General features: G+C 61.9%; 17 protein-coding genes and 3 pseudogenes. 12 read left to right on the top strand and 8 right to left on the bottom strand.

The features are described from left to right. Positions 1-43: 43 nt before the first annotated feature. Genes IMCC21224_RS00525 through tsaD form a run of 4 tightly spaced genes read right to left on the bottom strand, consistent with a single transcriptional unit; the run spans position 44 to position 2,778 of the window. Entirely contained in the window at positions 44-463 is a 420-nt protein-coding gene (locus IMCC21224_RS00525) for an EVE domain-containing protein (RefSeq protein WP_047993667.1), read from the bottom strand. Beyond that, positions 463-735 carry a YciI family protein gene (locus IMCC21224_RS00520; protein WP_047993666.1) on the bottom strand — a complete coding sequence of 91 codons (273 nt, stop codon included), beginning with the start codon at positions 733-735 and terminating at the stop codon, positions 463-465. The genes IMCC21224_RS00525 and IMCC21224_RS00520 overlap by 1 nt, the downstream gene beginning before the upstream one ends. A gap of 1 nt (position 736) precedes the next feature. Continuing rightward, on the bottom strand, positions 737-1,699 hold the full coding sequence (locus IMCC21224_RS00515) for an NAD(P)H-dependent glycerol-3-phosphate dehydrogenase (protein ID WP_047993665.1): 963 nt from the start codon (positions 1,697-1,699) through the stop codon (positions 737-739). After that, complete coding sequence (gene tsaD / locus IMCC21224_RS00510; protein WP_047993664.1) at positions 1,696-2,778, bottom strand: tRNA (adenosine(37)-N6)-threonylcarbamoyltransferase complex transferase subunit TsaD; 1,083 nt, start codon at positions 2,776-2,778, stop codon at positions 1,696-1,698. The genes IMCC21224_RS00515 and tsaD overlap by 4 nt, the downstream gene beginning before the upstream one ends. Between tsaD and IMCC21224_RS00505 the strand changes: the two genes are divergently transcribed. The 5 genes from IMCC21224_RS00505 to IMCC21224_RS28425 all read left to right on the top strand — a co-directional run bounded on the left by IMCC21224_RS00505 (position 2,777) and on the right by IMCC21224_RS28425 (position 7,997). Then, positions 2,777-3,592, top strand: coding sequence for a uroporphyrinogen-III synthase (locus tag IMCC21224_RS00505; protein WP_082135098.1), 816 nt, complete (start codon positions 2,777-2,779; stop codon positions 3,590-3,592). The two genes, tsaD and IMCC21224_RS00505, sit on opposite strands and share 2 nt — an antisense overlap. Before the next feature lie 57 nt (positions 3,593-3,649). Further along, positions 3,650-5,023, top strand: coding sequence for a COG4223 family protein (locus IMCC21224_RS00500; protein WP_053078852.1), 1,374 nt, complete (start codon positions 3,650-3,652; stop codon positions 5,021-5,023). 15 nt (positions 5,024-5,038) lie between these two features. Next, positions 5,039-6,553: a heme biosynthesis protein HemY gene (locus IMCC21224_RS00495; protein ID WP_047993663.1), complete on the top strand. Its 1,515-nt coding sequence runs from the start codon at positions 5,039-5,041 to the stop codon at positions 6,551-6,553. Positions 6,554-6,762: 209 nt separating this feature from the next. Next, positions 6,763-7,206 (top strand): Arm DNA-binding domain-containing protein, encoded by a 444-nt coding sequence (locus IMCC21224_RS28430; protein WP_369795976.1) that lies wholly within the window; start codon positions 6,763-6,765, stop codon positions 7,204-7,206. 23 nt (positions 7,207-7,229) lie between these two features. Next, on the top strand, positions 7,230-7,997 hold the full coding sequence (locus IMCC21224_RS28425; protein WP_231581986.1) for an integrase: 768 nt from the start codon (positions 7,230-7,232) through the stop codon (positions 7,995-7,997). A 71-nt stretch (positions 7,998-8,068) separates the two neighbouring features. Here the strand turns inward: IMCC21224_RS28425 and IMCC21224_RS00485 are convergent, their stop codons facing one another. Beyond that, entirely contained in the window at positions 8,069-8,605 is a 537-nt protein-coding gene (locus IMCC21224_RS00485) for a recombinase family protein (protein WP_047993662.1), read from the bottom strand. 354 nt (positions 8,606-8,959) lie between these two features. On the opposite strand from IMCC21224_RS00485, the gene IMCC21224_RS00475 reads away from it, so the two are divergent. From IMCC21224_RS00475 to IMCC21224_RS00445, 7 genes and pseudogenes are all read left to right on the top strand, one after another. Then, positions 8,960-9,847, top strand: coding sequence for a site-specific integrase (locus tag IMCC21224_RS00475; protein WP_047993660.1), 888 nt, complete (start codon positions 8,960-8,962; stop codon positions 9,845-9,847). Between the two features lie 12 nt (positions 9,848-9,859). Continuing rightward, entirely contained in the window at positions 9,860-11,101 is a 1,242-nt protein-coding gene (locus tag IMCC21224_RS00470; protein WP_047993659.1) for an IS91 family transposase, read from the top strand. A gap of 537 nt (positions 11,102-11,638) precedes the next feature. Beyond that, positions 11,639-12,550: a site-specific integrase gene (locus IMCC21224_RS00465; RefSeq protein WP_047993658.1), complete on the top strand. Its 912-nt coding sequence runs from the start codon at positions 11,639-11,641 to the stop codon at positions 12,548-12,550. A gap of 12 nt (positions 12,551-12,562) precedes the next feature. Next, positions 12,563-13,804 (top strand): annotated as a pseudogene (locus tag IMCC21224_RS00460) (IS91 family transposase). Positions 13,805-14,272: 468 nt separating this feature from the next. Continuing rightward, entirely contained in the window at positions 14,273-14,860 is a 588-nt protein-coding gene (locus tag IMCC21224_RS00455) for an ImuA family protein (RefSeq protein WP_047993657.1), read from the top strand. After that, positions 14,775-16,232, top strand: coding sequence for a DNA polymerase Y family protein (locus IMCC21224_RS00450; protein ID WP_047993656.1), 1,458 nt, complete (start codon positions 14,775-14,777; stop codon positions 16,230-16,232). Before IMCC21224_RS00455 ends, IMCC21224_RS00450 begins: the two co-directional genes overlap by 86 nt. Next, a pseudogene (locus IMCC21224_RS00445) lies at positions 16,229-19,536 on the top strand (error-prone DNA polymerase). The gene IMCC21224_RS00450 and the pseudogene IMCC21224_RS00445 overlap by 4 nt, the downstream one beginning before the upstream one ends. Before the next feature lie 423 nt (positions 19,537-19,959). Here the strand turns inward: IMCC21224_RS00445 and IMCC21224_RS00440 are convergent. The 3 genes and pseudogenes from IMCC21224_RS00440 to IMCC21224_RS00435 form a co-directional block, all read right to left on the bottom strand. After that, a complete protein-coding gene (locus tag IMCC21224_RS00440; RefSeq protein ID WP_047993655.1) occupies positions 19,960-20,520 on the bottom strand; it encodes a VPLPA-CTERM sorting domain-containing protein in 561 nt (186 codons plus the stop codon). A gap of 103 nt (positions 20,521-20,623) precedes the next feature. Then, positions 20,624-20,851 carry a transposase gene (locus IMCC21224_RS26895; RefSeq protein ID WP_082135097.1) on the bottom strand — a complete coding sequence of 76 codons (228 nt, stop codon included), beginning with the start codon at positions 20,849-20,851 and terminating at the stop codon, positions 20,624-20,626. 539 nt (positions 20,852-21,390) lie between these two features. Next, a pseudogene (locus IMCC21224_RS00435) lies at positions 21,391-22,462 on the bottom strand (IS3 family transposase). Between the last annotated feature and the right edge of the window lie 10 nt (positions 22,463-22,472).

Here is a 22,472-nt window from a genome sequence, read left to right as displayed (position 1 = left end):
ATTCGCCGATTGGATCACGCTATCTCGCAATCGCCCTGCGCAGCTAGGGCTTTGTTTCGCCCAAGGCACAGACCGCGCGCCATTCGTCGTCGCTCACCGGTTGGACCGATAGGCGCGAATTGCGCACCAGGACCATCTCGGCAAGCTGCGGGTCAGCTTTGATGATGTCCAGCGTCACCGCGCTGACAAGAGGACGGACCGCCTTGATATCCACGCATTCCCAGCGGGGATCGTCGGTACTGCTGTCGGGATGGGCTGTGGCGCAGACTTGGACAATGCCAACGACCGCCTTTTCCGTCTGCGAATGGTAAAAGAACCCCAGATCGCCAAGGGCCATGTCACGCATGAAATTGCGGGCCTGATAATTCCGCACGCCGTCCCATTCTTCGCCATCGTCGCCTTTGGCCACCTGATCGGTCCAGCCCCAAACCGACGGTTCAGATTTGAATAGCCAGTACCGCATCAGCCGATAACCCGGTTCCAGGCCACCAGCTCGACCGAGGCAAACAACCCGGCCTTGCCGTAGGGATCACCGGCGACCCAGGCTTCGGCTTCGGCCATATCAGCCACGTCAAGGATGATCAGCGATCCCGCCATCTCACCGGCATCATCCAACAGCGGGCCGGCCTGTTGCACGGCTGCGGATGCCTTGAGGTAAGCAACGTGATCGGGGCGGTTTTCCCGACGCACCGGCAGCGCGCCGGGTTTGTCGCGGGCGATCAGAGCGATAAGCATATTATTCCTCCTTCAGGGGACGTGAGAGAAGCGCGGTCAGCGCCTCGGGAATACTGGTTTCACCGTCGACGATGGCCGCGACAGTGGCACAAATCGGCAGGTCCAGCCCGCGTGCGGCGGCCAGTTGGGTGACGGCGCGGGCCGTGGCTGCGCCTTCGACGGTTTGACTGTGGTCAAAGGGATCGTTGCGACCCAATGCCAGGCCAAACCGATAGTTTCGCGACAAATCCGAGGTGCAGGTCAGTGCCAGATCACCTAAACCAGAAAGTCCTGACAGAGTGTCCGGCAACGCGCCTAGCATTGCGGCAAGGCGTTGCAATTCCGAAAATCCGCGCGTCATCAGCGCGGCGCGGGCGCTGTCACCCAGACCGGCTCCGATGCAGGTGCCGCAGGCAATGGCGATCACGTTCTTGAGGGCACCACCCAATTCGGCGCCGATCACATCCGTTGTCCGATACAATCGCAATGTTCGGGTCGAAAGTTGCTGTTGTAGGGCGCGGCCCATCGCAGCATCGGCGCAGGCCAGCGTCAGCGCCGTTGGCTGGCCCCGCGCGATATCCGCGGCAAAACTGGGGCCGGTCAGCAGGGCGGGAATCGCCTCGGGCTTTAGACGCGCGATGGTTTGCGCCGGTCCGTCCCAGGTGGTCAGGTCCAGCCCTTTGCAGCAGGCCACCAATGGAACGCCGGACAACGGGCCGGGGATCTGTTGCAGCAGTCCGGGCAGACTTTGTGCCGGAGTAGCGAGGAGCAGCGTGTCAGCATCAAATAACGCCGCAAACTCGGTCGAAAACGTCAGATTGGACGGCAGCGTGACTCGCGGCAGGCGATCAGTCTGGCGGGTTTGTTGCATCGCCGCCAACCTCGCAGCATCGCGACCCCAAAGAGTCACCACGCCGCCGTGGCGCGCCAGCACACAGCCCAGTGCGGTGCCAAACGCGCCCGCCCCGAGGATGCCGATGCTCATGCCTTGGCCCCCTTTTTGCCCGAGCCAAGCATTGGTACGGCGGACCGATCCAGCGGCCAGCGCGGGCGGGCCGACAGGGTCATGTCGTGACGCACCCCTTGGGCAAACAGTTCGCCGCCGGCATAGGCGATCATCGCTGCGTTGTCAGTGCATAGCGCCAAAGGTGGCGCGACAAACCGCAGATCGGCATCGGCGCAAAGCGTCTCTAACCCGGCGCAAATGGCCCGATTGGCGGCGACACCGCCGGCGACGGCAAAACCGGGAACGGGTGGCTGTTCCTTAAGATACAGCGCGATGGCACGGCGGGTTTTGCCAATCAGAACATCGCGCACGGCCGCCTGAAATCCGGCGCACAGATCGGCGACATCCGTCTCAAACAGCCCACCTTGGGCGGCTATCAACGTATCGCGTTGCCGCAGCAGCGCGGTCTTGAGGCCGGAAAACGACATGTCGCAGCCGGGCCGATCCATCAGCGGTCGGGGAAAGGCAAAGCGCGCCGGATCCCCCGCGACTGCGGCATGTTCGACCGAAGGCCCTCCCGGTTGTGGCAGGCCTAGTAGGCGGGCGGTCTTGTCAAACGCCTCGCCTGGTGCATCGTCGATGGTGCCACCGATGCGGCTGAAATCCTGCGGGCCGCGCACGATCAGGAACTGGCAATGCCCGCCTGAGACGAGCAACATGAGGTAAGGGTAGGGCAAGTCATCCGTCAGGCGCGGAGTCAGGGCATGTCCCGCCAGGTGGTTGACACCGATCAGCGCAAGGCCCGATCCCACCGACAGCCCCTTGGCCATCATTACCCCGGACAACACGCCGCCGATCAGCCCGGGGCCTGCCGTGACCGCAATGGCATCCATGCCCGACAGGGGCAGACCCGCGTCGGCCAATGCCTGAGCCACGCAAATATCCAGCTTTTCCGCATGGGCGCGCGCGGCAATTTCGGGCACGACGCCACCATAGGCACGATGCAGCGCGTCCTGTCCCAGCACGATGGACGACAGGATCTTGCGACCGCGCACCACGGCGGCGGCGGTATCGTCGCAGCTGCTTTCCAGCCCGAGAATGGTCAGCGGGGCAGTCATGGCGTCTTCCCGTTGCGTCTGTGCCGTTGCGGAGTTACCACCGCAGCATGTCTCTCACAATCCCGCTCCTGCCGTGATCGCGCAACGCCCCGTGGTCCTGATGACCCGGCCCAAGGCGGCTTCGCGGGCGTTTATCGCGGATCTTAAGGTTGGCACGCAGATCCGTTTCGACGCGCTGTGCAGCCCGTTGATCGGGATCAAACCACTGGAACCGCCCCCAGACCTTGGTCGGTATCGGGGGCTGATCTTTACCTCGGCCAATGGGGTCGAGGCATATCGTGCACTGGGCGGGACCGATCAGGGGATGTGCTTTGCCGTGGGAGAGGCCACCGCCTGCGCGGCACGTGCCGCCGGGCTGGTTGCCCGGTCGGCGCAGGGCGACGCCGGGGCGCTGATCGCCCTAGTGACAGCGAGTCAAAACCCCGGCCCACTGTTGCACCTGCGCGGCACCCACAGCCGGGGGGATGTGGCGGCCAGCCTTTGCGCCGCAGGGATAGAGACGGACGAGGCGGTGATCTATGACCAGCCGCTGCGGCCCCTCTCTTCCGGGGCACTGGCGGCGCTGGTTGGCCCGGCTCTGGTGATCGCGCCGCTTTTCTCGCCCCGGACGGCGCGACATTTTGTGCATTGCCATCAGGGCCAAGGCCCGCTTTATTTGATCGCAATGAGCAGGCGCGTGGCCGATGAGCTGGCGGATCTGCCGTTTAACCGTATGGTGGTCGCTGCCCAACCGACAGGCGCAGCGATGAAGAAAGCAGCATGGGACACTCTTGATTTGGTCGCGGCGCTTGAGGCGGGCAAGGGTGCGCACTAAGGTCCGATAGAAGGACCAAGATTTTCAGTGCTTTGAGATTCGAAAGGGTGGAAACACGTGGCAGACGCGGACAAGTCCAAAGATACGCCGGAAGAAGATATCGCCGGGCGCGAAGACGGTGTCGTAACGCCAGAGCCCGTTGACGACGGGATTGCAGATGCTGTTGTCGTTCAGGATGAGCCGGGCACTGACACACCCTTGATGGGCGACGATACGCTCTCGGAAGCGACGACAGAGTCAGAGTCAGTCGATTCCGGCGAAATTTATACCGTTGAAGGCACGGTTCCCGATGACGACAGCCTGTCGGCGGTCGATGACACCACGATACCAGAGCCGGACGAAGCAGAAGACCCTGTGACTGGCAACTCAGAGGATGACTCGACCACTACGGTGATTGCCCCCGTCCCTGGGGTGGTCAAGGAAACCGTTGTTGAGCGCAAAGGCGGCTTTGTCCCGATGGTGATTGGTGGGATCGTTGCCGCTGGAATTGGGTATCTGCTGGGACAGTACCAGAACCAAAGCTGGCCCTTTGGGGACGGAACGGCCGAGGTTGATCCGTTCGAGCAAGAAACCCGCACTGAACTGGCCTCGCAGGGCAATCTGCTGTCCACCTTGTCGGGCCGGGTCGATGCGGTCGAAACAGCGGTTGGCGGACTTGACCTGTCATCGGTCGAAGGCAATGTAGAGACGCTGACCGGCGCTGTGGACAGCTTGCAGGATCAGATAAGCGGCATGTCGGACAAGATCGGTCTGCTCGAAGTGCGCACGGTCGAGCTTGAGAAACGCCCGATCACGGAAAACGTCGCCCCCGAGGCGATTGCCGCCTATGAGCGCGAGATCGAAGCGCTGCGCGCGGACGTCGAATCGCAGCGCGCCGAGATCCAGAATATCGCCCAAGAGGCCGTTGTCGCCGAGCAGAATGCCGAAACGCAGGCCGAACTGGCCAGAATGCACACCGCGCTGGCGACGATGCAGGCGGCGCTGGACAATGGCGACCCCTTCGCTGAACCGCTCGGCGTGATTTCTGCGTCGAAATCCATCACGGTGCCCAGCGAACTGAGCGCGGCGGCCGACGCCGGTGTCCCGATGTTGAGCGAGTTGCAGGACGATTTTGCCCCGGCGGCGCGTGATGCGCTGGCTGCGGCGCGGTCCGCCACCGCACCGGATGCAGAGGTGGGCAACCGCCTGTCGCTGTTCATGCGTGAACAATTGGGCGCCCGGTCGATTACACCACGCGAAGGTGCCGATGCGGATGCTGTCCTGTCGCGCGCCGAGGCCGCCGTAAAATCCGGAGATCTCGCCACCGCAGTGGCGGAATTAGAGACCCTTCCGCCCGAAGCGCTGGCCGCGATGGATGATTGGGTGACCCGCGCGCGGATGCGTCTGAATGTACAGGCTGCAGCGCAGACGCTGGGCCAGGAACTGAACTAGGATAAGGGTCGGACAATGCTTTGGTCTCTCATAAAGATTGTGATTTTTGTCGCGCTGGTCGCGGCATTGACCCTTGGTGCCGGGTACCTCATGGAAAGCTCGGGCGGGATTCAGATCACCGCGGCGGGGATGGAATTCAACCTTGGCCCGCTTCAGTCGGTGATCGCTGCGCTTGTGTTGCTGTTGGTCGTCTGGCTGTTTTTCAAACTCTTTGCGCTGCTGATTGCGGTGCTCAAATTCCTCAACGGTGATGAGACAGCGCTGTCGCGCTATTTTGACCGCAATCGCGAGCGCAAGGGATATCAGGCGCTGGCCGAAGGGATCATGGCGCTTGCGTCCGGTGAAGGGCGCGTGGCAATGGCCAAAGCCGCCAAAGCCGAGCGTTACCTGCAAAAACCCGAAATCACTGATCTGATCACCGCTCAGGCGGCCGAGTTGAACGGCGACACAGCCAAGGCTGAGCAGGTATACAAGCGGTTGGTGCAGAACGATGCGACCCGCTTTGTTGGTGTGCGTGGCATCATGAAGCAAAAGATCGCCAAAGGTGATACCGTAACAGCGCTGAAACTGGCGGAGCGGGCTTTTGCGCTGAAACCCAAGCACGAAGAGGTTCAGGACATCCTGCTGCGTCTTCAGGCGGAAAACGCGGATTGGGTTGGCGCTCGCAAGACGTTAGGAGCCAAGCTGAAATACGGCAGCTTGCCGCGTGACGTTCATCGTCGTCGCGACGCTGTTCTTGCCCTGTCCGAAGCCAAGGATGTGATTGACAGCGACAAGAGTATCGAGGCCCGTGAGGCAGCGATTGCCGCCAATAAGGCGTCACCGGATCTGATCCCTGCCGCGACTATGGCTGCACGCGGTTACATCGCCGAAGGCCGCCCCAAGAACGCCCTGCGCATCCTGAAAAAGGCGTGGGATATGCGCCCACACCCCGATCTGGCCGCCGCCTTTGCGGAAATTGTGCCGAACGAAACCCCGCAAGAGCGGCTCAAGCGGTTTCACCAACTGACCATTCTCAAGCCCGAGCATCGCGAGACCCGTCTACTGCAGGCTGAACTGAACCTTGCCGCCGAGGATTTCCCGGCAGCGCGTCGTGCGCTGGGCAATTTGGTCGAGAATGAGCCGGATACCCGCGTTCTGGCCATCATGGCAGCCGTCGAGCGCGGCGAGGGAGCCTCGGATGCGGTTGTGCGCGCCTGGCTGGCCAAGGCGCTGACAGCGCCCCGAGGTCCACAGTGGGTCTGCGACAATTGCAACAACATCCATGCCGAATGGGCGCCGATCTGTAACAACTGCTCTAGTTTTGACACGCTCAGCTGGAAGTCTCCGCCGCAATCTGACTTGTCGGCAACCGTTGGCGCAGAGATGTTACCGCTGCTTGTCGGTCCACAAGAGGTTGCTCCCACGCCCGTCGAAATCGACCCCGCCGAGGCCGCAGCGTCAGAGGAACAGCAAGCGCTGGATGCAGAAGTGATCGACATGGTGGCCGGCAACCGATCGACAGAGTCGACCGGGGACAAACAGGTCTAAAGTGTCAGATTCAGGATCGCGCTTGCCTGAGGTGGCGGTGCGATCCTCGTGACCATGGTCCGGCCTGACGACAATAGCTAATATTTATCAGGTATTTAGCTTGTCGCAATGGTGCCGCACAAGGGAACCACACAACCGTCTCACGGTGTTGCACCAACCCGCATCATCTGTCTATGGTGACAGGCACTTAGGCCCGAGTCCGTCTCCCCATGTTTCAGGGTGGATCACCACGGCGCAGGCCAAAGTGTGGGGCAGGAATGGCGGGGCTGACGAATATCAGCATCAAGAACGCGGAGCCGGGAAGGCTGTCGGATGGGCGTGGCCTGATCCTCGACAAGTCCAAGACCGGATCGGGCCGGTGGATGTATCGCTATCAGCATCTTGGGAAGCGCAGGGACATGGGCTTGGGATCGTGGCCGACTATCACGCTGGCGCAGGCCAGAGCGGCCCGCGACAAGTGGGCGGCTGTCTTGGCGGATGGTCCGATCCGGTCAGCGTCAGGCAGGCCCAGAGGGACGCAGAGAAGGCCGACCGGGATCAGCACGATCCGACATTTGCCGAAATGGTCACGGTGGTTTTCGAAGCGCGGAAAGCCAGCTTGCGGGGCGACGGCAAGCGGGGCAGATGGCGCAGCCCGCTCGACACGCACGTGATTCCCAAGATCGGGCGGAAACGAATGTCCGCTATCCACCAAACCGATATCAAGGCCGCGTTGCAGCCGATATGGCGGTCCAAGCAGCCGACCGCAATCAAGGCGCTGCGGCGCACTATGATCGTGTTCAACGAGGCCAAGGGCGTGGGCGTTCCGTGCGATCCGTTCGTGGTGGAGGCGGCAAAGCGGATGCTTGGAATCGTCAGGCACGAACCGACGCACATCGTCGCGACCCCATGGCAGGAGATACCCGCGCTCTATGCCAGACTGAGGACCGACATATCATCGCACCTTTGCCTGCGATGGATGATCCTGACGTTGGTGCGGGCAGATGGGTGCAAGGGTGCGCGGGTATCGGAGATAGACGGGGATGTTTGGACCGTGCCAGCGGATCGCGTCAAGGGTATGGAGGGCGCTGTGACGGACTTCCGGGTGCCGTTATCGGCAGAGGCTTTGCTTATCCCGGATGCAGCCAGATCGTTCGGCCTGGACCTGATGTTTCCGGGGCGTGGCGACCGCGCACTGTCCAGCACGGCGCTGGAAAAGGCGCTAAACGAAATGGACGAGGCGGGCAGGCCGCACGGTTTCAGGTCCAGCTTTCGCGATTGGGTGCAGGACATCGAAGCGGCCAGCTACGAGGTCGCAGAAACCATCCTTGGCCACAAGATTGGAAGCCGCGTAGTGCGCGCCTATGCCCGGTCGGATCTGCTGGAACGCCGTCGCCACGTGATGGAGGCATGGGCGCGGTTTGTGACCGGGCACGCGCAGAACGTGGTGTCGCTCAAAGGCTGACAGCACGGATTGCAAAGTCGCTGCGGCCCGTTGATTGCATTGCCCCCGCCGATTAAGGCGAGTGCAGTGAGTCACACATCCCCAAACCGCAGCCTTATACTGCCGCTCTCAAGCGTAGCGCTGGCGATCCGCTCATGCGTTATCGCCCTCGGGAGGCCGCCCACCTCGCCACGCTCGCGAGCCCGATCGATACCGGCTTTGGTTCGCTCCCGGATGAGGTCACGCTCCAACTCGGCGAAGACTGCCAGCAGATGGATCATCGCCTTACCCATTGGACCTGTCGTGTCGACGCGCTCTGTCAGGCTGACGAATGCCACCCCACGCTCGGACAGCAGTTTGAGCGTCTCGAGGATACTGCCCAAGGTGCGGCCAAGGCGGTCGAGCTTCCAGACGACAACCGCGCTACCCTCGTGCTGGCAGGTCTTGATCGCCCGGATGAAGTTTGGCCGCTTCATGGTTCCGCCGCTGGCCCGATCGACAAAGATCAGCTGCTCTGGAACGCCGTATCGCTTCAAGGCCTCGATCTGCATGTCAGGATTCTGGTCTGAGGTGGAAACGCGAGCGTATCCAATCTTGCGGTTAGGCCGGTTTCCGGATTCAGACGCCATTTTCTTACCAAGTCCCGACAATGATGCAGGTTCAATGTGGACTGAGTATCTGGACAAAATAAGCATTGCTGAGGGGAGACCCAAAGACAAGATCCAGATGATCTCGAATGTCGTCTGTGCAAACTTTACTCCGGTTCGTGCTGTCGAACTTAGCGATCGCTGCCAGCCCTTCCACGACATTTGTGCCTGGCGCAGCATGACGCGGGGCTCCGACACGAAGGGCGGATGGACTAAGCCGCTCCGCGGCATCGGCGCCTGATCGCAAGGTCGGCAGATATTTCATGGTTTTTCTTTGTGGCATGCCGGTCTGGGCTGACGATTGGGGTCTTTCCCACCGTCAGACAGGAGGTTCCCATGAAGGAGGAGAAGGCCACCCCGCTGCGTCAGCGGATGATCGAAGATATGGATATTCGGGGGCTGTGCGAGAAGACGCAAAAAGCGCACATCCGGAATGTGAAGCATTTCGCGTCATTCCTCGGGCGGCCGCCCGATACAGCCACCCCTGAAGATCTGCGCGCCTATCAACTCAAGATGACACAGGACGGCGTATCAGCCAGCACTTTCAACGTGCGCATCATTTCCCTGCGGTTCTTCTTCGGGATCACTTGCGGGCGTGATGAGATGAAGCGCTTCATGCAGTTTCATCGCAAGCCCCGCAAATTGCCGATTGTCCTGAGTGTCGAGGAGGTGGCTGATTTGATGGCCGCCGTGCCCGGCCCTGGGCTCAAATATCGGGCGGCTCTTGGCATCAGTTACGGTGCCGGGCTGCGTGCATCCGAAGTCTGCAACCTCAAGGTCAAAGATATCGACAGCGATCGGATGCTGATCCATGTCGATGACGGCAAGGGCGGGCGTGATCGAAAGGCCATGTTGTCGCCGAGCCTGCTGGATCTGTTGCGCGACTATTGGCGCGAGTCGCGCCCCGAGGGGTGGTTGTTCCCCGGCAAGCCAAAGATCAGCCCGCTGTCGCCCCGACAACTGAACCGTGCATTCACCTCGGCCAAGCACATGGCAGGTATCCAGAAGGCCGCCACGCTGCACACATTGCGGCACAGCTTTGCCACACACCTGCTGGAAGCCAACACGGACGTGCGGGTGATCCAGGTGTTGCTTGGCCACTCCAAGCTGACGACCACAGCACGGTATGCCCATGTGGCGACAAAGACCATCCGCAGCACTGTCAGCCCTTTCGAGCAGATGAAGCTGTTGCAGGACGAGACCCTGCGACGAGGGATGCAATAGCGCCAGGGGCCGGTGCCCCGGCCCAAGCTGGAGATCGCTGACATATTCCGCGCCCATGGCCCTGCGTGGCGGCAGGCCAACGCTGGGCGTGTCAGCCTCTCCCAGCTCAAAGTGATGTCGGCGATTGAAGCCTGCCGGACCGAAGCGCTCGGCGGGCATGTGGCCGGTTGCGCCAAGTGTGGCCACCACCATATCGCCTACAATTCCTGCAAGAACCGGCATTGCCCGAAGTGTCAGGGACCGGCCGCGCGCGACTGGATGGAGGCCCGTGCCGAGGACCTGCTGCCGGTGGAGTATTTCCACGTCGTCTTCACGATACCCGCCGAGATTGCGCAGATCGCCTACTGGAACAAGAAGGCGGTCTACGGGCTGCTGTTCAAGGCATCGGCGCAAACGGTGATGACCATCGCGGCCGATCCCAAGCGCCTCGGCGCCCGGATTGGCATGACCAGCGTTCTGCACACCTGGGGATCAGCGCTGACGCATCATCCCCACATCCACATGATTGTCCCGGGCGGCGGCCTGTCGCCCGACTCTGCGAAGTGGGTCGCCTGCAAACCGGGTTTCTTCCTTCATGTGCGGGTGCTGTCGCGGTTGTTCAGGCGCCTGTTTCTGGACGGGCTCATGGAACTGCACCGGACCGGGCAGCTGGCCTTCTTCGGTGATCTCGAAGGGTTGGCCGCAGCTGATGCCTTCAAGGCCTGGCTCGCCCCGTTCCGGAAGGCCGAGTGGGTGGTTTACGCCAAACCACCCTTTGGAGGGCCTGAGGCAGTTCTGGCCTATCTGAGCCGATACACCCACCGCGTCGCGATCTCGAACGCCCGCCTGGTCAGCGCCGATGCCCAAACTGTCGCCTTCAGCTGGAAGGATTACCGCATCAAATCGGGCGCACCACTGCCCGGCAGTGGTTTGCGCAGCACAACCACGAGAGGGCGCCAAAAGGTCATGCGCCTGGCCACGCCCGAGTTCATCCGTCGCTTCCTGATCCATGTCCTCCCTGAGGGCTTCCACCGCATCCGGCACTACGGCCTACTGGCCAGTTCGACTCGCAAGGACAACATCACAAAGATCCGCGCCTTGCTCTGCCTCCAAGGGCAGGAACAGGCCACCGTGTCAGGCCGCGAAGCCGAGATCACCCCACTCACCCTGCGCGAACCGTGCCCCTGTTGCGGCGGCCCCATGCGCATCATCGAGATCTTCCGCCGCGGGCAAAAACCGATGTCGCGGGCACCTCCGAGGCAGCAAGCCGCATGACACACCGCCTGTCAGATGGCACAGAACGCAACCGGCTGCACCCTGCAGATCCGGGAATGACAGGCTGTGCCCATCTTCCTTTGGCGCGAAACACGATGGCAATCATGCCAAATCGTTCAGCGGTTACGAGGGCATCGAACGCACTCGTGCCCGTCTCAGGCGCCGTGTGCAAACTCGGCCGCACCCCTGATACAAACGGTGCCCCAACCGCCAGCACACTTTCCCCATAGGGTGATCCAAGCCCCCCGCGGCTTCCTCCTTCCGAGGTTTGTCAACGTGGGCCGCCATCTCATGGCCGCCACCGTCGCGCCGCGGCCCACATCGAAAAACCTTCAGGAAAGTGTGAATTCGCTGCACCAGCGCGGGTGCCACCTCAGATTGACGAAAGCAGCCATTCAGGGGTCGGATGGCCCGGTTGTCATGTTGCACCGGGCATCAAGGTCAGTTCTGCGCAGGGAGCGGACCTTGCAAATTCGCGAACCATGGTCGGCCTTGATGACGATTGGGGCCTTCTCAATCATCAGACAGGAGGTTCCCATGACCGAGGAGAGGATTTCGCCGCTGCGGGCGCGGATGATCGAAGACATGCGCATCCGTGGGATGGGCGAGAAGGCTCAGAAGGCCCACATCCGGGCGATCAAGGATTTCGCCCAGTTTCTTGGGCATTCGCCGGATACGGCCACCCCGGAGGAGTTGCGCGCCTACCAACTGCACATGACCGACGCCGGGGTCACGGCCAGCACGTTCAACGTGCGGATCGTGGCGCTGCGGTTCTTTTTCGGCATGACCTGCGGGCGCGAAGAGATGAAGCGGTTCATGCAATTCCGCACCGAACCGCGCAAGCTGCCGGTCGTCTTCAGCGTCGAGGAGGTGTCCGACATCGTGATGGCGGCACCGGGGCCGGGCCTGAAGTATCGGGCTGCGTTGAGCATCAGCTATGGTGCCGGGCTGCGCGCGGCCGAGGTCTGCAACCTCAAGATCGGCGACATCGTGCCACAGGCGCGTCTCCGACACGACAGCGACCGGATGCTGATCCACGTCGAGCAGGGCAAGGGGCAGAAAGACCGCAAGGTGATGCTGTCGCCCGGATTGCTGGAGTTGCTGCGTGCCTGGTGGCGCGAGGCACGGCCGGAGGGCTGGCTGTTCCCCGGCAAGCCGAAGATCAACCCGATCTCACCGCGCCAACTGAACCGCGCTTTCACCTCGGCCAAGCACATGGCCGGGGTCAAGAAGGTCGCGACGCTGCACACGTTGCGCCACAGCTTCGCGACGCATCTGCTGGAGGCCAATACCGACGTGCGGGTGATCCAGGTGCTGCTCGGCCACGCCAAGCTGACAACCACCGCGCGATACACCCATGTCGCCACCAAGACGATCCGCGACACGGTCAGCCCCTACGAGATGCTGGCGAAGTTGCAGGACCAGACCGTGAAGCGAAGTCTGGAGTGACCGGGCGCCGGGGTGTCCCGGCCCAAGCTGGAGATCGCTGACATCTTTCGCGCCCATGGTCCCGCGTGGCGGCGGGCCAATGCGGGGCATGTCAGCCTCTCACAGCTCAAGGTGATGTCCGCAATCGAGGCCTGCCGGACGGACGCGCTCGGCGGGCATGTGGCGGGCTGTGCAAAGTGCGGTCACCATCACGTCGCCTACAATTCCTGCAAGAACCGGCATTGTCCGAAGTGCCAGGGACCGGCGGCGCGCGACTGGATGGCCGCCCGCGCGGAGGATCTGCTGCCCGTCGAGTATTTCCACGTGGTCTTCACCCTGCCGGGAGAGATCGCCCAGATCGCGCTCTGGAACAAGAAGGCCGTCTATGGCCTGCTGTTCAGGGCGTCCGCCGAAACGGTGTTGACCATCGCGGCCGATCCCAAGCGCACGGGCGCGCGGGTTGGAATGAGCAGCGTGCTCCACACCTGGGGATCGGCGCTGACGCACCACCCGCACATCCACATGATCGTGCCGGGCGGCGGCCTGTCGCCGGATGGCACCAGGTGGGTTGCATGCCGCCCCGGGTTCTTCCTGCATGTGCGGGTTCTATCGCGACTGTTCCGGCGCCTGTTTCTGGAAGGACTGATGCAGCTGCACCAGGCTGGTCAGCTGGCCTTCTTCGGCGATCTGGCCGAGTTGGTCGACGCGAACGCCTTCACTGCCTAGCTCGCCCCATTCCGCAAATCCGAATGGGTGGTCTATGCCAAGCCACCCTTCGGCGGACCGGAGGCGGTGCTGGCCTATCTGAGCCGCTACACCCACCGCGTGGCGATCTCGAACGCCCGCCTGATCAGCGCCGATGCCCAGACCGTCTCCTTCCGCTGGAAGGATTACCGCATCAAGTCCGGCGCACCACTGCCCGGCAGTGGTTTGCGCAGCAAAACCACGAGAGGGCGGCAAAGGGTCATGCGGCTGGCCACGCCCGAGTTCATCCGAAGGTTCCTGATCCAAGACCCGCGCGATGGCTTCCACCGGATCCGGCATTACGGCCTGCTGGCCAGCTTGGCCCGCAAGACCAACATCACGAAGATCCGCACCCTGCTCTGCGTCCAGCAACCTGAACAGGTCGCCGTGCCGGAACCCCCGACCGAGATCGTCCCACTCACCCTGCGCGAGCCATGTCCCTGCTGCGGCGGTCCCATGCGCATCGTCGAGATATTCCGCCGCGGGCAAACACCGATGTCGCGGGCCCCACCGAGGGAGCAGGCCGCATGACGAAACGCCTGTCATCCGTCACAAGACAGCACCGGCTGTGCCTCGCAGAACCGGCCAAGTCCGCATGCGTCTATCGTTCCTCGGCGCGATACACGGCAGCAATCACGGCGCAACCAGCAGCTTTGTCGGGATCATCGACCGAGTTTGCGCCCTTCTCAGGCGCCATGCGCACCTTCAGCCCCCCTGACGCAGCCGCTGCCACGCCCGTCAGCGCACTTTCCCCATAGGATGATCCAAGACCCGCGCGGCTTCCTCCTTGGGAGGTTTTCCAACGCGGGTCGTGGTCGCGCCAGTGCGCAACGTGCCGCCGCGACCCGCATCAGAAAACCTTCACCTGAGCTGACGTTCATCCCTCATTTAGCGGACGGCAGCTTTTAACTTTTCACGCAAAAAAGCTATGGTGATTTTCCAGCAGCTATCAGGATTGGCGCATTGGCGTGTGCTGGTATTCGCGGTAGGGATACTATCATGCAGCTAGATTTCGCTACCATATTCCCCTTGCGCCACGGGCGGGTCCATGAAGCCTGTGGTCCTGCGGCGGCTGCTTTTGCGGCTGTGGCGGCCAGCGTGACGCAAGGCGAGACCCTTTGGATTTGCGAAACATGGGTGACAGAAGCGGTGCATCCCTTGGGCCTTGCCCCGGTATTGGACCCGGCGCTGCTTCTAGTTGCCCGCGCGGAGAGCCAGATCGACAGCCTTGCCGTGGCCGAAGAAGCGCTGCGCAAGGGGGTCCTGGCCAGTGTGCTGATTGAAATCACCCGACCCCTGAATTTGCGCGAGGGGCGGCGGCTGCAATTGGCGGCCAAGGCGGGCAACACAACGGGGCTGTGCCTGATCCCCGAGGGCATGGGATCCAATGCCGCAGAAACCCGCTGGCGCGCCCGCCCTCTGTTTGATTCAGCGCAGGAGGACTCGACTCTGATGCGTTGGGAAATTATTAAGAACAAATCAGGAACAGTTGGTGCTTGGGATGTTCGATGGTCACAAGAAGCGCGTCGTGTGCATGTGGTTTCCCCGGTTGGCCTCGGACCGGGTTCTGAGGGCACGGCCAATTGATGCGCCCTTTGTGCTGACCTTCAACCAGAAGAGCACCGACCGGATCTATTGCCTGAACCGGCAGGCCGAAGCCTTGGGCCTGCATCGCGGGATGAGCTTTGCCGACGCGCGGGCATTTTGCCCGACGCTGGTCAGCCAACCTGCGCGCCCCGATCTGGACGCACGGTTTCTGTCAACGCTGCGTCGCTGGGCCACGCGTTATTGCCCTTGGGTCGGGCGCGAGGGCGTGGATGGTTTGGTGCTGGATGTCACCGGCTCGACCCATTTATGGGGCGATGAGGCGGCGATGCTGGACGATATGCGCCTGCGGGCACAGCGGGCAGCGATCACGCTGCGTCTGGGGCTGGGCGATACGCGCGGGGCCGCATGGGCGCTGGCGCATTACGGTGGCACGACGGGCGCGCTGGCGCCGCTACCGGTGGCGGCGCTGCGGCTGGATACGGCGACCATAACCGCCCTGCAACGGCTGGGCTTACGCAGTATCGGCGATCTGGCCACGCGCCCCCGGGCGCCGCTGGCCCGCCGGTTCGGGCCGGATCTGTTGACCCGGCTTGATCAGGCGTTGGGTCATCTGCAAGAGACGATCAACCCCGACCCCGACCCGCCGCATTACGGGGTGCGGCTGACGTTCCCAGACCCGATCGGCCTGTTGCCCGATGTGATGGCGGCAACCGCGCGGCTGCTGGCGACGCTATGCGACAAGCTGAAAGCGCAAGAGGCCGGGGCGCGCAAGCTGATGCTGACCCTGCGCCGCGTCGATCAGGGCAGCCAGCAGGTGGAACTGCGCCTGGCCAGCGCGATGCGCGACCCGGCGCGTATTCTGCCGCTGTTCGAACGCGGGCTGGGCAGCGTCGATGTCGGGTTTGGCATTGATGTCATGCGGTTGCAGGCGGTGGTGGTCGAACCCTTGCCGGTGCAGCAGATCGGCACGGTCAGCCCAAGGCAACCCGATCAGTTGAACGACCTGATCTCGCGTCTGGGCACCCGGATCGGATTGGAAAACATCCAGCGGTTTCTGCCCGCCGACAGCCATATCCCCGAACGCAGCTTCTCTATCGCCCCGGCAGCGTTCAGTGACCCCGACAGCAACTGGATCAGCCACCGCCCGCGTCCGCTGCGCCTGTTTGCGCCCGAACCGATCGGCGCCAAGGGGGCGCAGCCGCCCGCACGGTTCCGCTGGCGGCGCATGGCGCTGACCACGGGGCGCGCCATCGGACCGGAACGCATCGCGCCGGAATGGTGGTTGGAAGACGACAACTGGCGCTCTGGCCTGCGCGATTACTGGAAGATCGACACGCGCGAAGGCCGCCGCTTGTGGCTGTTCCACACGCCGCAAAATCCGGGCTGGTTTGTGCAAGGAGAATTCATATGAGCTACGCCGAGCTATGCGTCACCTCGAATTTCACCTTCCTGACCGGCGCGTCGCACCCCGAAGAGCTGATGCTGCGCGCCGCCGAACTGGGACTGTCAGCGATTGCCATCACCGACCGCAACACGCTGGCGGGGGTGGTCCGGGCCTATAACGCGCTGAAAACGCTGAGATCCGAGACCTCCGAAGCCCTGCGAATCCGTTCCAGCGAACAGACCGACAGCTGTTCGCGCCAGCCGGTGGGATCGCCACAGGATCTGCCCATGCCCAGCGTGCCGGTCTTGCCAAAGCTGATCGTCGGCACCCGTCTGCATTTGCGCGATTGTCCCGTCGACTGGCTGGCGCTGCCCACCGATCTGGCGGCCTATCAACGCCTGTCGCGCTTGCTGACATTGGGCAAACGGCGCGCGGGCAAGGCCGAATGCCATCTGGATCTGGCCGATCTGGCGCAGGGCTGTCAGGGCATGATCCTGATCGCCGTGCCGCCGCCTGACCTGACGCAAGCGCTGATCCCGATCCAGACGCTGGCGCGCCGCTATCCCGGAGCGATTTTCCTGGGGGCGGCCCCGCGCTATGACGGGTCCGATCAGGCATGGTTCAACGCCTGCGCCACCCTTGCGTTGCAGGCCTGTGCGCCGATGGTCGCGGTGGGCGATGCGCTGCTGCACCACGGCGCTCGCCGCCAGTTGGCCGATGTGCTGACCTGCCTGCGCGAGGGGATCACGATTGACCGGATCGGCACCCGCGCATTGCCCAACGCCGAACGCCGCCTGAAACCCGCCGCCGATATGGCACGTCTGTATCGCCACCACCCCGCCGCGCTGCGCCGCACCATGGAGATCGCGACCCGCTGCAGCTTTGACCTGTCAGAGCTGCAATATGACTACCCAAATGAGATGTCGCAAAGCGAAAGCTCGCAACAGCGCCTGGAACGGCTGGTGGGTGCCGGGATCACACGGCGCTATCCTCAGGGGGCCGATGACCGGGTGCATGGTCTTGTGGCCAAGGAACTGACCCTTGTCGGCGAACTGGGCTATGCGGCCTATTTCCTGACCGTGCATGACATCGTGGCCGAGGCCCGCGCGCGCGGGATCCTGTGTCAGGGGCGCGGATCTGCCGCCAATTCGATCATTTGCTATCTGCTGGGCATCACCGATGTATCCCCCGACATGATCGGCATGGTGTTTGAACGCTTCATCTCGCGCCATCGCGGCGAGCCGCCCGATATCGACGTGGATTTTGAACATGAACGCCGCGAAGAAATCATCCAGTGGATTTATGAGAAATACGGCCGCCACCGCGCCGGGCTGTGCGCTACCGTGATCCATTTCCGCACGCGCGCCGCCATCCGCGAGGTCGGCAAGGTGATGGGGCTGTCGCAGGATGTCACCGCCAGCCTGTCGGGCCAGATCTGGGGCATATCGAATGGCGGCGCAGACCCTGCCCGCATTCGCGAACTGGGGCTGAACCCCGATGATCGTCGCCTGTCGCAAACAATCAAGCTGATCGCAGAGATCATCGGCTTTCCCCGCCATCTGTCCCAGCATGTCGGCGGGTTCATCATCACCCAAGGGCGTCTGGATGAGCTGTGCCCGATTGAAAACGCCGCGATGGAAGGACGCACAGTCATCGAATGGGACAAGGATGACATCGACGCCTTGGGGATTCTCAAGGTCGATGTGCTCAGCCTTGGGATGCTGACTTGTATCCGCAAAGCCTTCAACTTGCTGGAAAACCACGACAAGAAACACCTGACGCTGGACACCGTGCCGCAGGGCGACAAGCCCACCTATGACATGCTGTGCCGCGCCGATGCGGTCGGGGTGTTCCAGGTCGAAAGTCGGGCGCAGATGAACTTTTTGCCGCGTATGAAGCCCCGCGAATTCTATGATCTGGTGATCGAGGTTGCCATCGTCCGCCCCGGCCCGATCCAGGGCGGCATGGTGAAACCCTACATCCGTCGTCGTCAGGGCCTGGAGGCTCCCGAACCCTTCGGCCCCGCCTTGGAGGAGGTCACGCGCAAAACCCTTGGCGTGCCGCTGTTCCAGGAACAGGCGATGCAGATCGCCGTGGTCGGCGCGGGCTACACAGCCGAAGAAGCCGACCAACTGCGCCGCTCGCTTGCGTCCTTTCGGCGGATGGGCACGATCGGCGGGCATCGCGACCGCTTCATCCAAGGCATGCGGGGCAATGGCTACAGTCAAGACATCGCCGAGGCCTGCTTTGCCCAGATCGAAGGCTTTGCCGATTACGGCTTTCCCGAAAGCCACGCCGCCGCTTTCGCCATGCTGACCTATGTATCGTCATGGCTGAAATGCCATCATCCCGCGATTTTCGCCTGCGCGCTTTTGAATTCACAACCGATGGGGTTTTACGCCCCTGCCCAGATCGTGCGCGATGCCCGCGAACACAGCGTCGAACTGCGGCCCATCAGCGTCAACCACAGTGCGTGGGACAATACGCTGGAACGGCGCGCGGATGGCACGCTGGCGCTGCGGCTCGGCTTTCGCCAGATCAAAAGCCTGCGCGAAGAAGACGCCGGCTGGATCGTCAGCGCCCGCGCCAACGGCTACCCCGATCCCGAAAGCCTGTGGCTGCGCGCCGGCGTGCCCCCCGCGACGCTGGAACGCCTGGCCGAAGCGGATGCGTTTAGCGGCATGAACCTGACCCGGCGCGATGCGCTTTGGGCGGTTCGCGCGATCCGCGCCCCCGCGCCGCTGCCGTTGTTCGCTGACCCGTTGGATGGTGAGGGGCTGCGCGAACCCGGTGTCGTTTTACCCCCCATGCACCTGGGCGAAGAGGTGGTCGAAGATTATGTCGCCATGCGCTTGTCCCTGCGCGCGCATCCGATGGAGCTGCTGCGTCCCGCGATCGCAGGTCTGACCCCGCATGACCAGCTGCCTACCGCGCCGCTGCGCCGCACATCGGTCTGCGGGCTGGTGATAACCCGGCAACGCCCCGGCACAGCATCAGGCGTGATTTTCCTGACGCTGGAGGACGAAACCGGCGTGTCCAATATCGTTGTCTGGCCCAAGATCTACGAACAATTTCGACGCATCGTGATGGGCGGGCGATTGCTGCGCGTGACCGGCCAACTGCAACGCGAAGGCATCGTCGTGCATGTGATCGCCGAGCAGGTCGAAGACCTCTCAGCCCGCCTCGCGGACTTTGGCCACCCGATGGACGATGCCGTCGGCATCACCCACCCCCAAGCCGATGACGCGCCGCGCCCGCCCCGCTCCCCCCCCGCGCCTATCACCCGCGAGACCAAGCCAAACGACTGTTTCGAAGCCGCGATTTCCACTAAGATTTGGTACATCTTTCTGCGACAAATCTGTCCTTATCACAGCGCCTCAGCTAAGGTCGGAGCGCTAAACCTGACGTTGGTTCAAACCGCAGCGAACGGCAGTTCCCCACAGCCCAAAGCGGACCGATGAGACTGGACGCGAATTTGCGATAGCCGACCTTCGCCGCGCAGGTCGCCAACTCACAGAATGCGGACTTTCCAGACCTTCGCTGCACGTGCACCAATGTCCGGTCTGGTGAACGGTTCAACAAACGGTGGTTATCGCCGGTGACAGTAACGTATGAGTTTTGGCCGTTTCCTTCATCGCAGCGGACCTTCGCTGCCATGCTGGCAAGCGGCGGCGGTGCGGACTCTTCGGACTCGTACCCAAAGGCCGCCCACTAGGGCAGCCATTCCAAACCTTGATTAGCGAAAAGTACGTGATTACGACTTGCGGCGACGTGCCAGCGCAAACGCACCCAGACCCGTCAAAAGCAATGCTCCACCCGCTGGAAGCGGAACGGCAGATACCTGTGTGGTAAATTTGAAGTTGTCCGCAGCGATAAATCCGACATCGAAACTTGAACCGAATATCGCATACGAAATATCCGCTGACGCCACTGAAACCGTTTTCATTGCTCTCCCAACGATGCTCGCACTTTGGGTGCCCAACAACGTGCCAATGCTGTCATAAGCTGAGATGAAAACCGTATCTGTATCAGAACCAAAATCGCCTAGGTCGACCGAAACAAACGAAGCAAGGTCCGTAAAATCCGCGCGGACTCGGGAGGAAGATGACGTATTGCTCAAAAGGGACAGGCCATTTGTATTATTGGGTGTTGGCGCCAAGAAACAATTACTGTTTGTGAGGATTGCAAAGGTCACGCCAGGCCCACCGGCGCAGCTTCCTGACGCGGAGAAGTCAAGCGTTGCGGCGTGCGCTGCCGAAAAGGATCCTGCAAATGCAACGAAAGCGGTGGCAAAGAAACGAGTAAAGGTGTTCATATGAGAACCTCATGAGGCCAAGAGTAGGATTACAACTACTTACGACGTACTTATCGAAAATCGCGAACTCAAGTCAAGCATTGCGTTAACCTATCGACTCGTTTCAGCTGCTTACGTGGTCATGCTGGAACCGGCGATGCGCGCAGCCCGTTGCCGCGATAAACTGGATCGCATCCCAGATTTGTCGAAGTTCGACCGGGCGTGGTCGGCCCAGTCGGTTACGGCCGGGTAGCAACGGGCCAATGACCGACCATTCCGCGTCCGTGACATCGCTAGAATAACCGCCAGAATTGGGCTCATATCGGCGGCGAGTGAGTTCCGTCCAAGCCATCGTGACCCCCGTTCAGTTGCCCAAACATACGGAATCACAACTGACTGTTCTGACACAATTCACTTCTGATCGGGCTCTTAGTTACCCGACACACATATACCGCTCCAAAAAACCCTCGTTTTTGGAACGGGCGCAACCGACCTCGATTGACGCTGTCACAAACCCTGTTCCAAACCCTCGACCTTGTTGAAGGTTTTTGACCGTCTCCTGATAGCCGAAGTTCGCTGCGAAGCAGAAATCTTGCAACATGGGCTCTGACCTGCCCCTCGCCGCACACAGTCTGAAGGTTCGCTGTCGTGAAGCGCGCCAAACTTTGCAAATTTCGTTCTCTGCACATACTTGACGTTAGTGCAAACCGCAGCGAATGACGGCTTCCGGCCCTCCAATCAGAACCGCGCCAGCAACATCGCGCTTGTAGTCATCGGTGAGCACCTTGTTGGAGCAATCAAGGAAAGTTGAATGAGCGGAGCGGTTGCGGCGCCTGAGTTAGGCTCAGGACCGGTAATCCCCCCATTTTTAACGTGGTGCATTCGTAGAACTTACGGGGCCATTTTCAGTTTCTGGGCGGGTGTGATGCCGCCGATGGCCATGTTCGGGCGGTCGTTGTTGTAAGTCCAGAGCCATTGTGTGGCGTGATCTTGGGCCTCCTCGATAGTTTCGATGATGTATTGGTCCAGCCATTCATGTCGGACGGTGCGGTTGTAACGCTCGATGTAGGCGTTCTGCTGCGGCTGACCGGGTTGGATGTGCTGGAGCGTGATGCCCGTTTCTCAGCCCAGATCAGCAGCTTGCCACTGATGTATTCTGGGCCGTTATCTACTCTTATCGTCCCGGGTTTGCCGCGCCACTCGATGATCCTGTCCAAGCTGCGAATGACCCGTTCAGCGGGTAGGGAAAAATCCACTTCGATGCCCAGGCCTTCGCGATTGAAGTCATCCAGCACGTTCAGCAGCCGGAATGCCCGGCCATCGCCAAGCCGATCCGCCATGAAGTCCATTGACCAGGTCACATTTGGCGCATCAGGCACCGCCAGCGCGTCAGGTTTGTCCCGCTTCAACCGCTTGCGGGGTTTGATCCGCAGGTTCAGTTCCAACTCGCAGTAGATGCGGTAAACGCGTTTGTGGTTCCACGGATGACCTTTGACGTTGCGCAGGTGCAGGAAACACAGCCCAAACCCCCAGGTCTTCCGGGCGTCCGTCAGCCCGGTCAGTAGATCGGCGATCTCTTCATTCTCGGCACGCAGCTTTGGGCCATAACGATAGCAGGTCTCACTGACGCCGAAGGTCCGGCAAGCCAGAGCGATGCTTGCCCCACGTCGCGCCACTGCATTCTCGGCCATCTCGCGGCGTTGAGATGGCCCGGTCACTTTTTTGCAAGGGCTTCCTTCAGCAAGTCAGCTTGCATGCTCAGTTCCGCATACATCCGCTTCAGCCTACGGTTTTCTTCCTCCATGGCCTTCATCTGGCTGACCATGGACGCATCCATGCCGCCATACTTTGCCCGCCATTTGTAGAAGGACGCTGAGCTCATGCCGTGCTCACGGCAAAGCTCAGCCACCGGCACACCGCCTTCAGCTTGGCGCAGTATCGCAAGGATCTGGGGTTCCTGTATCTTGTCATCT

Source organism: Puniceibacterium sp. IMCC21224, assembly GCF_001038505.1.
GTDB lineage: Bacteria > Pseudomonadota > Alphaproteobacteria > Rhodobacterales > Rhodobacteraceae > Puniceibacterium.
Note: the sequence above shows the minus strand (reverse complement) of the source record. Positions and strands in the feature narration are given on the sequence as shown.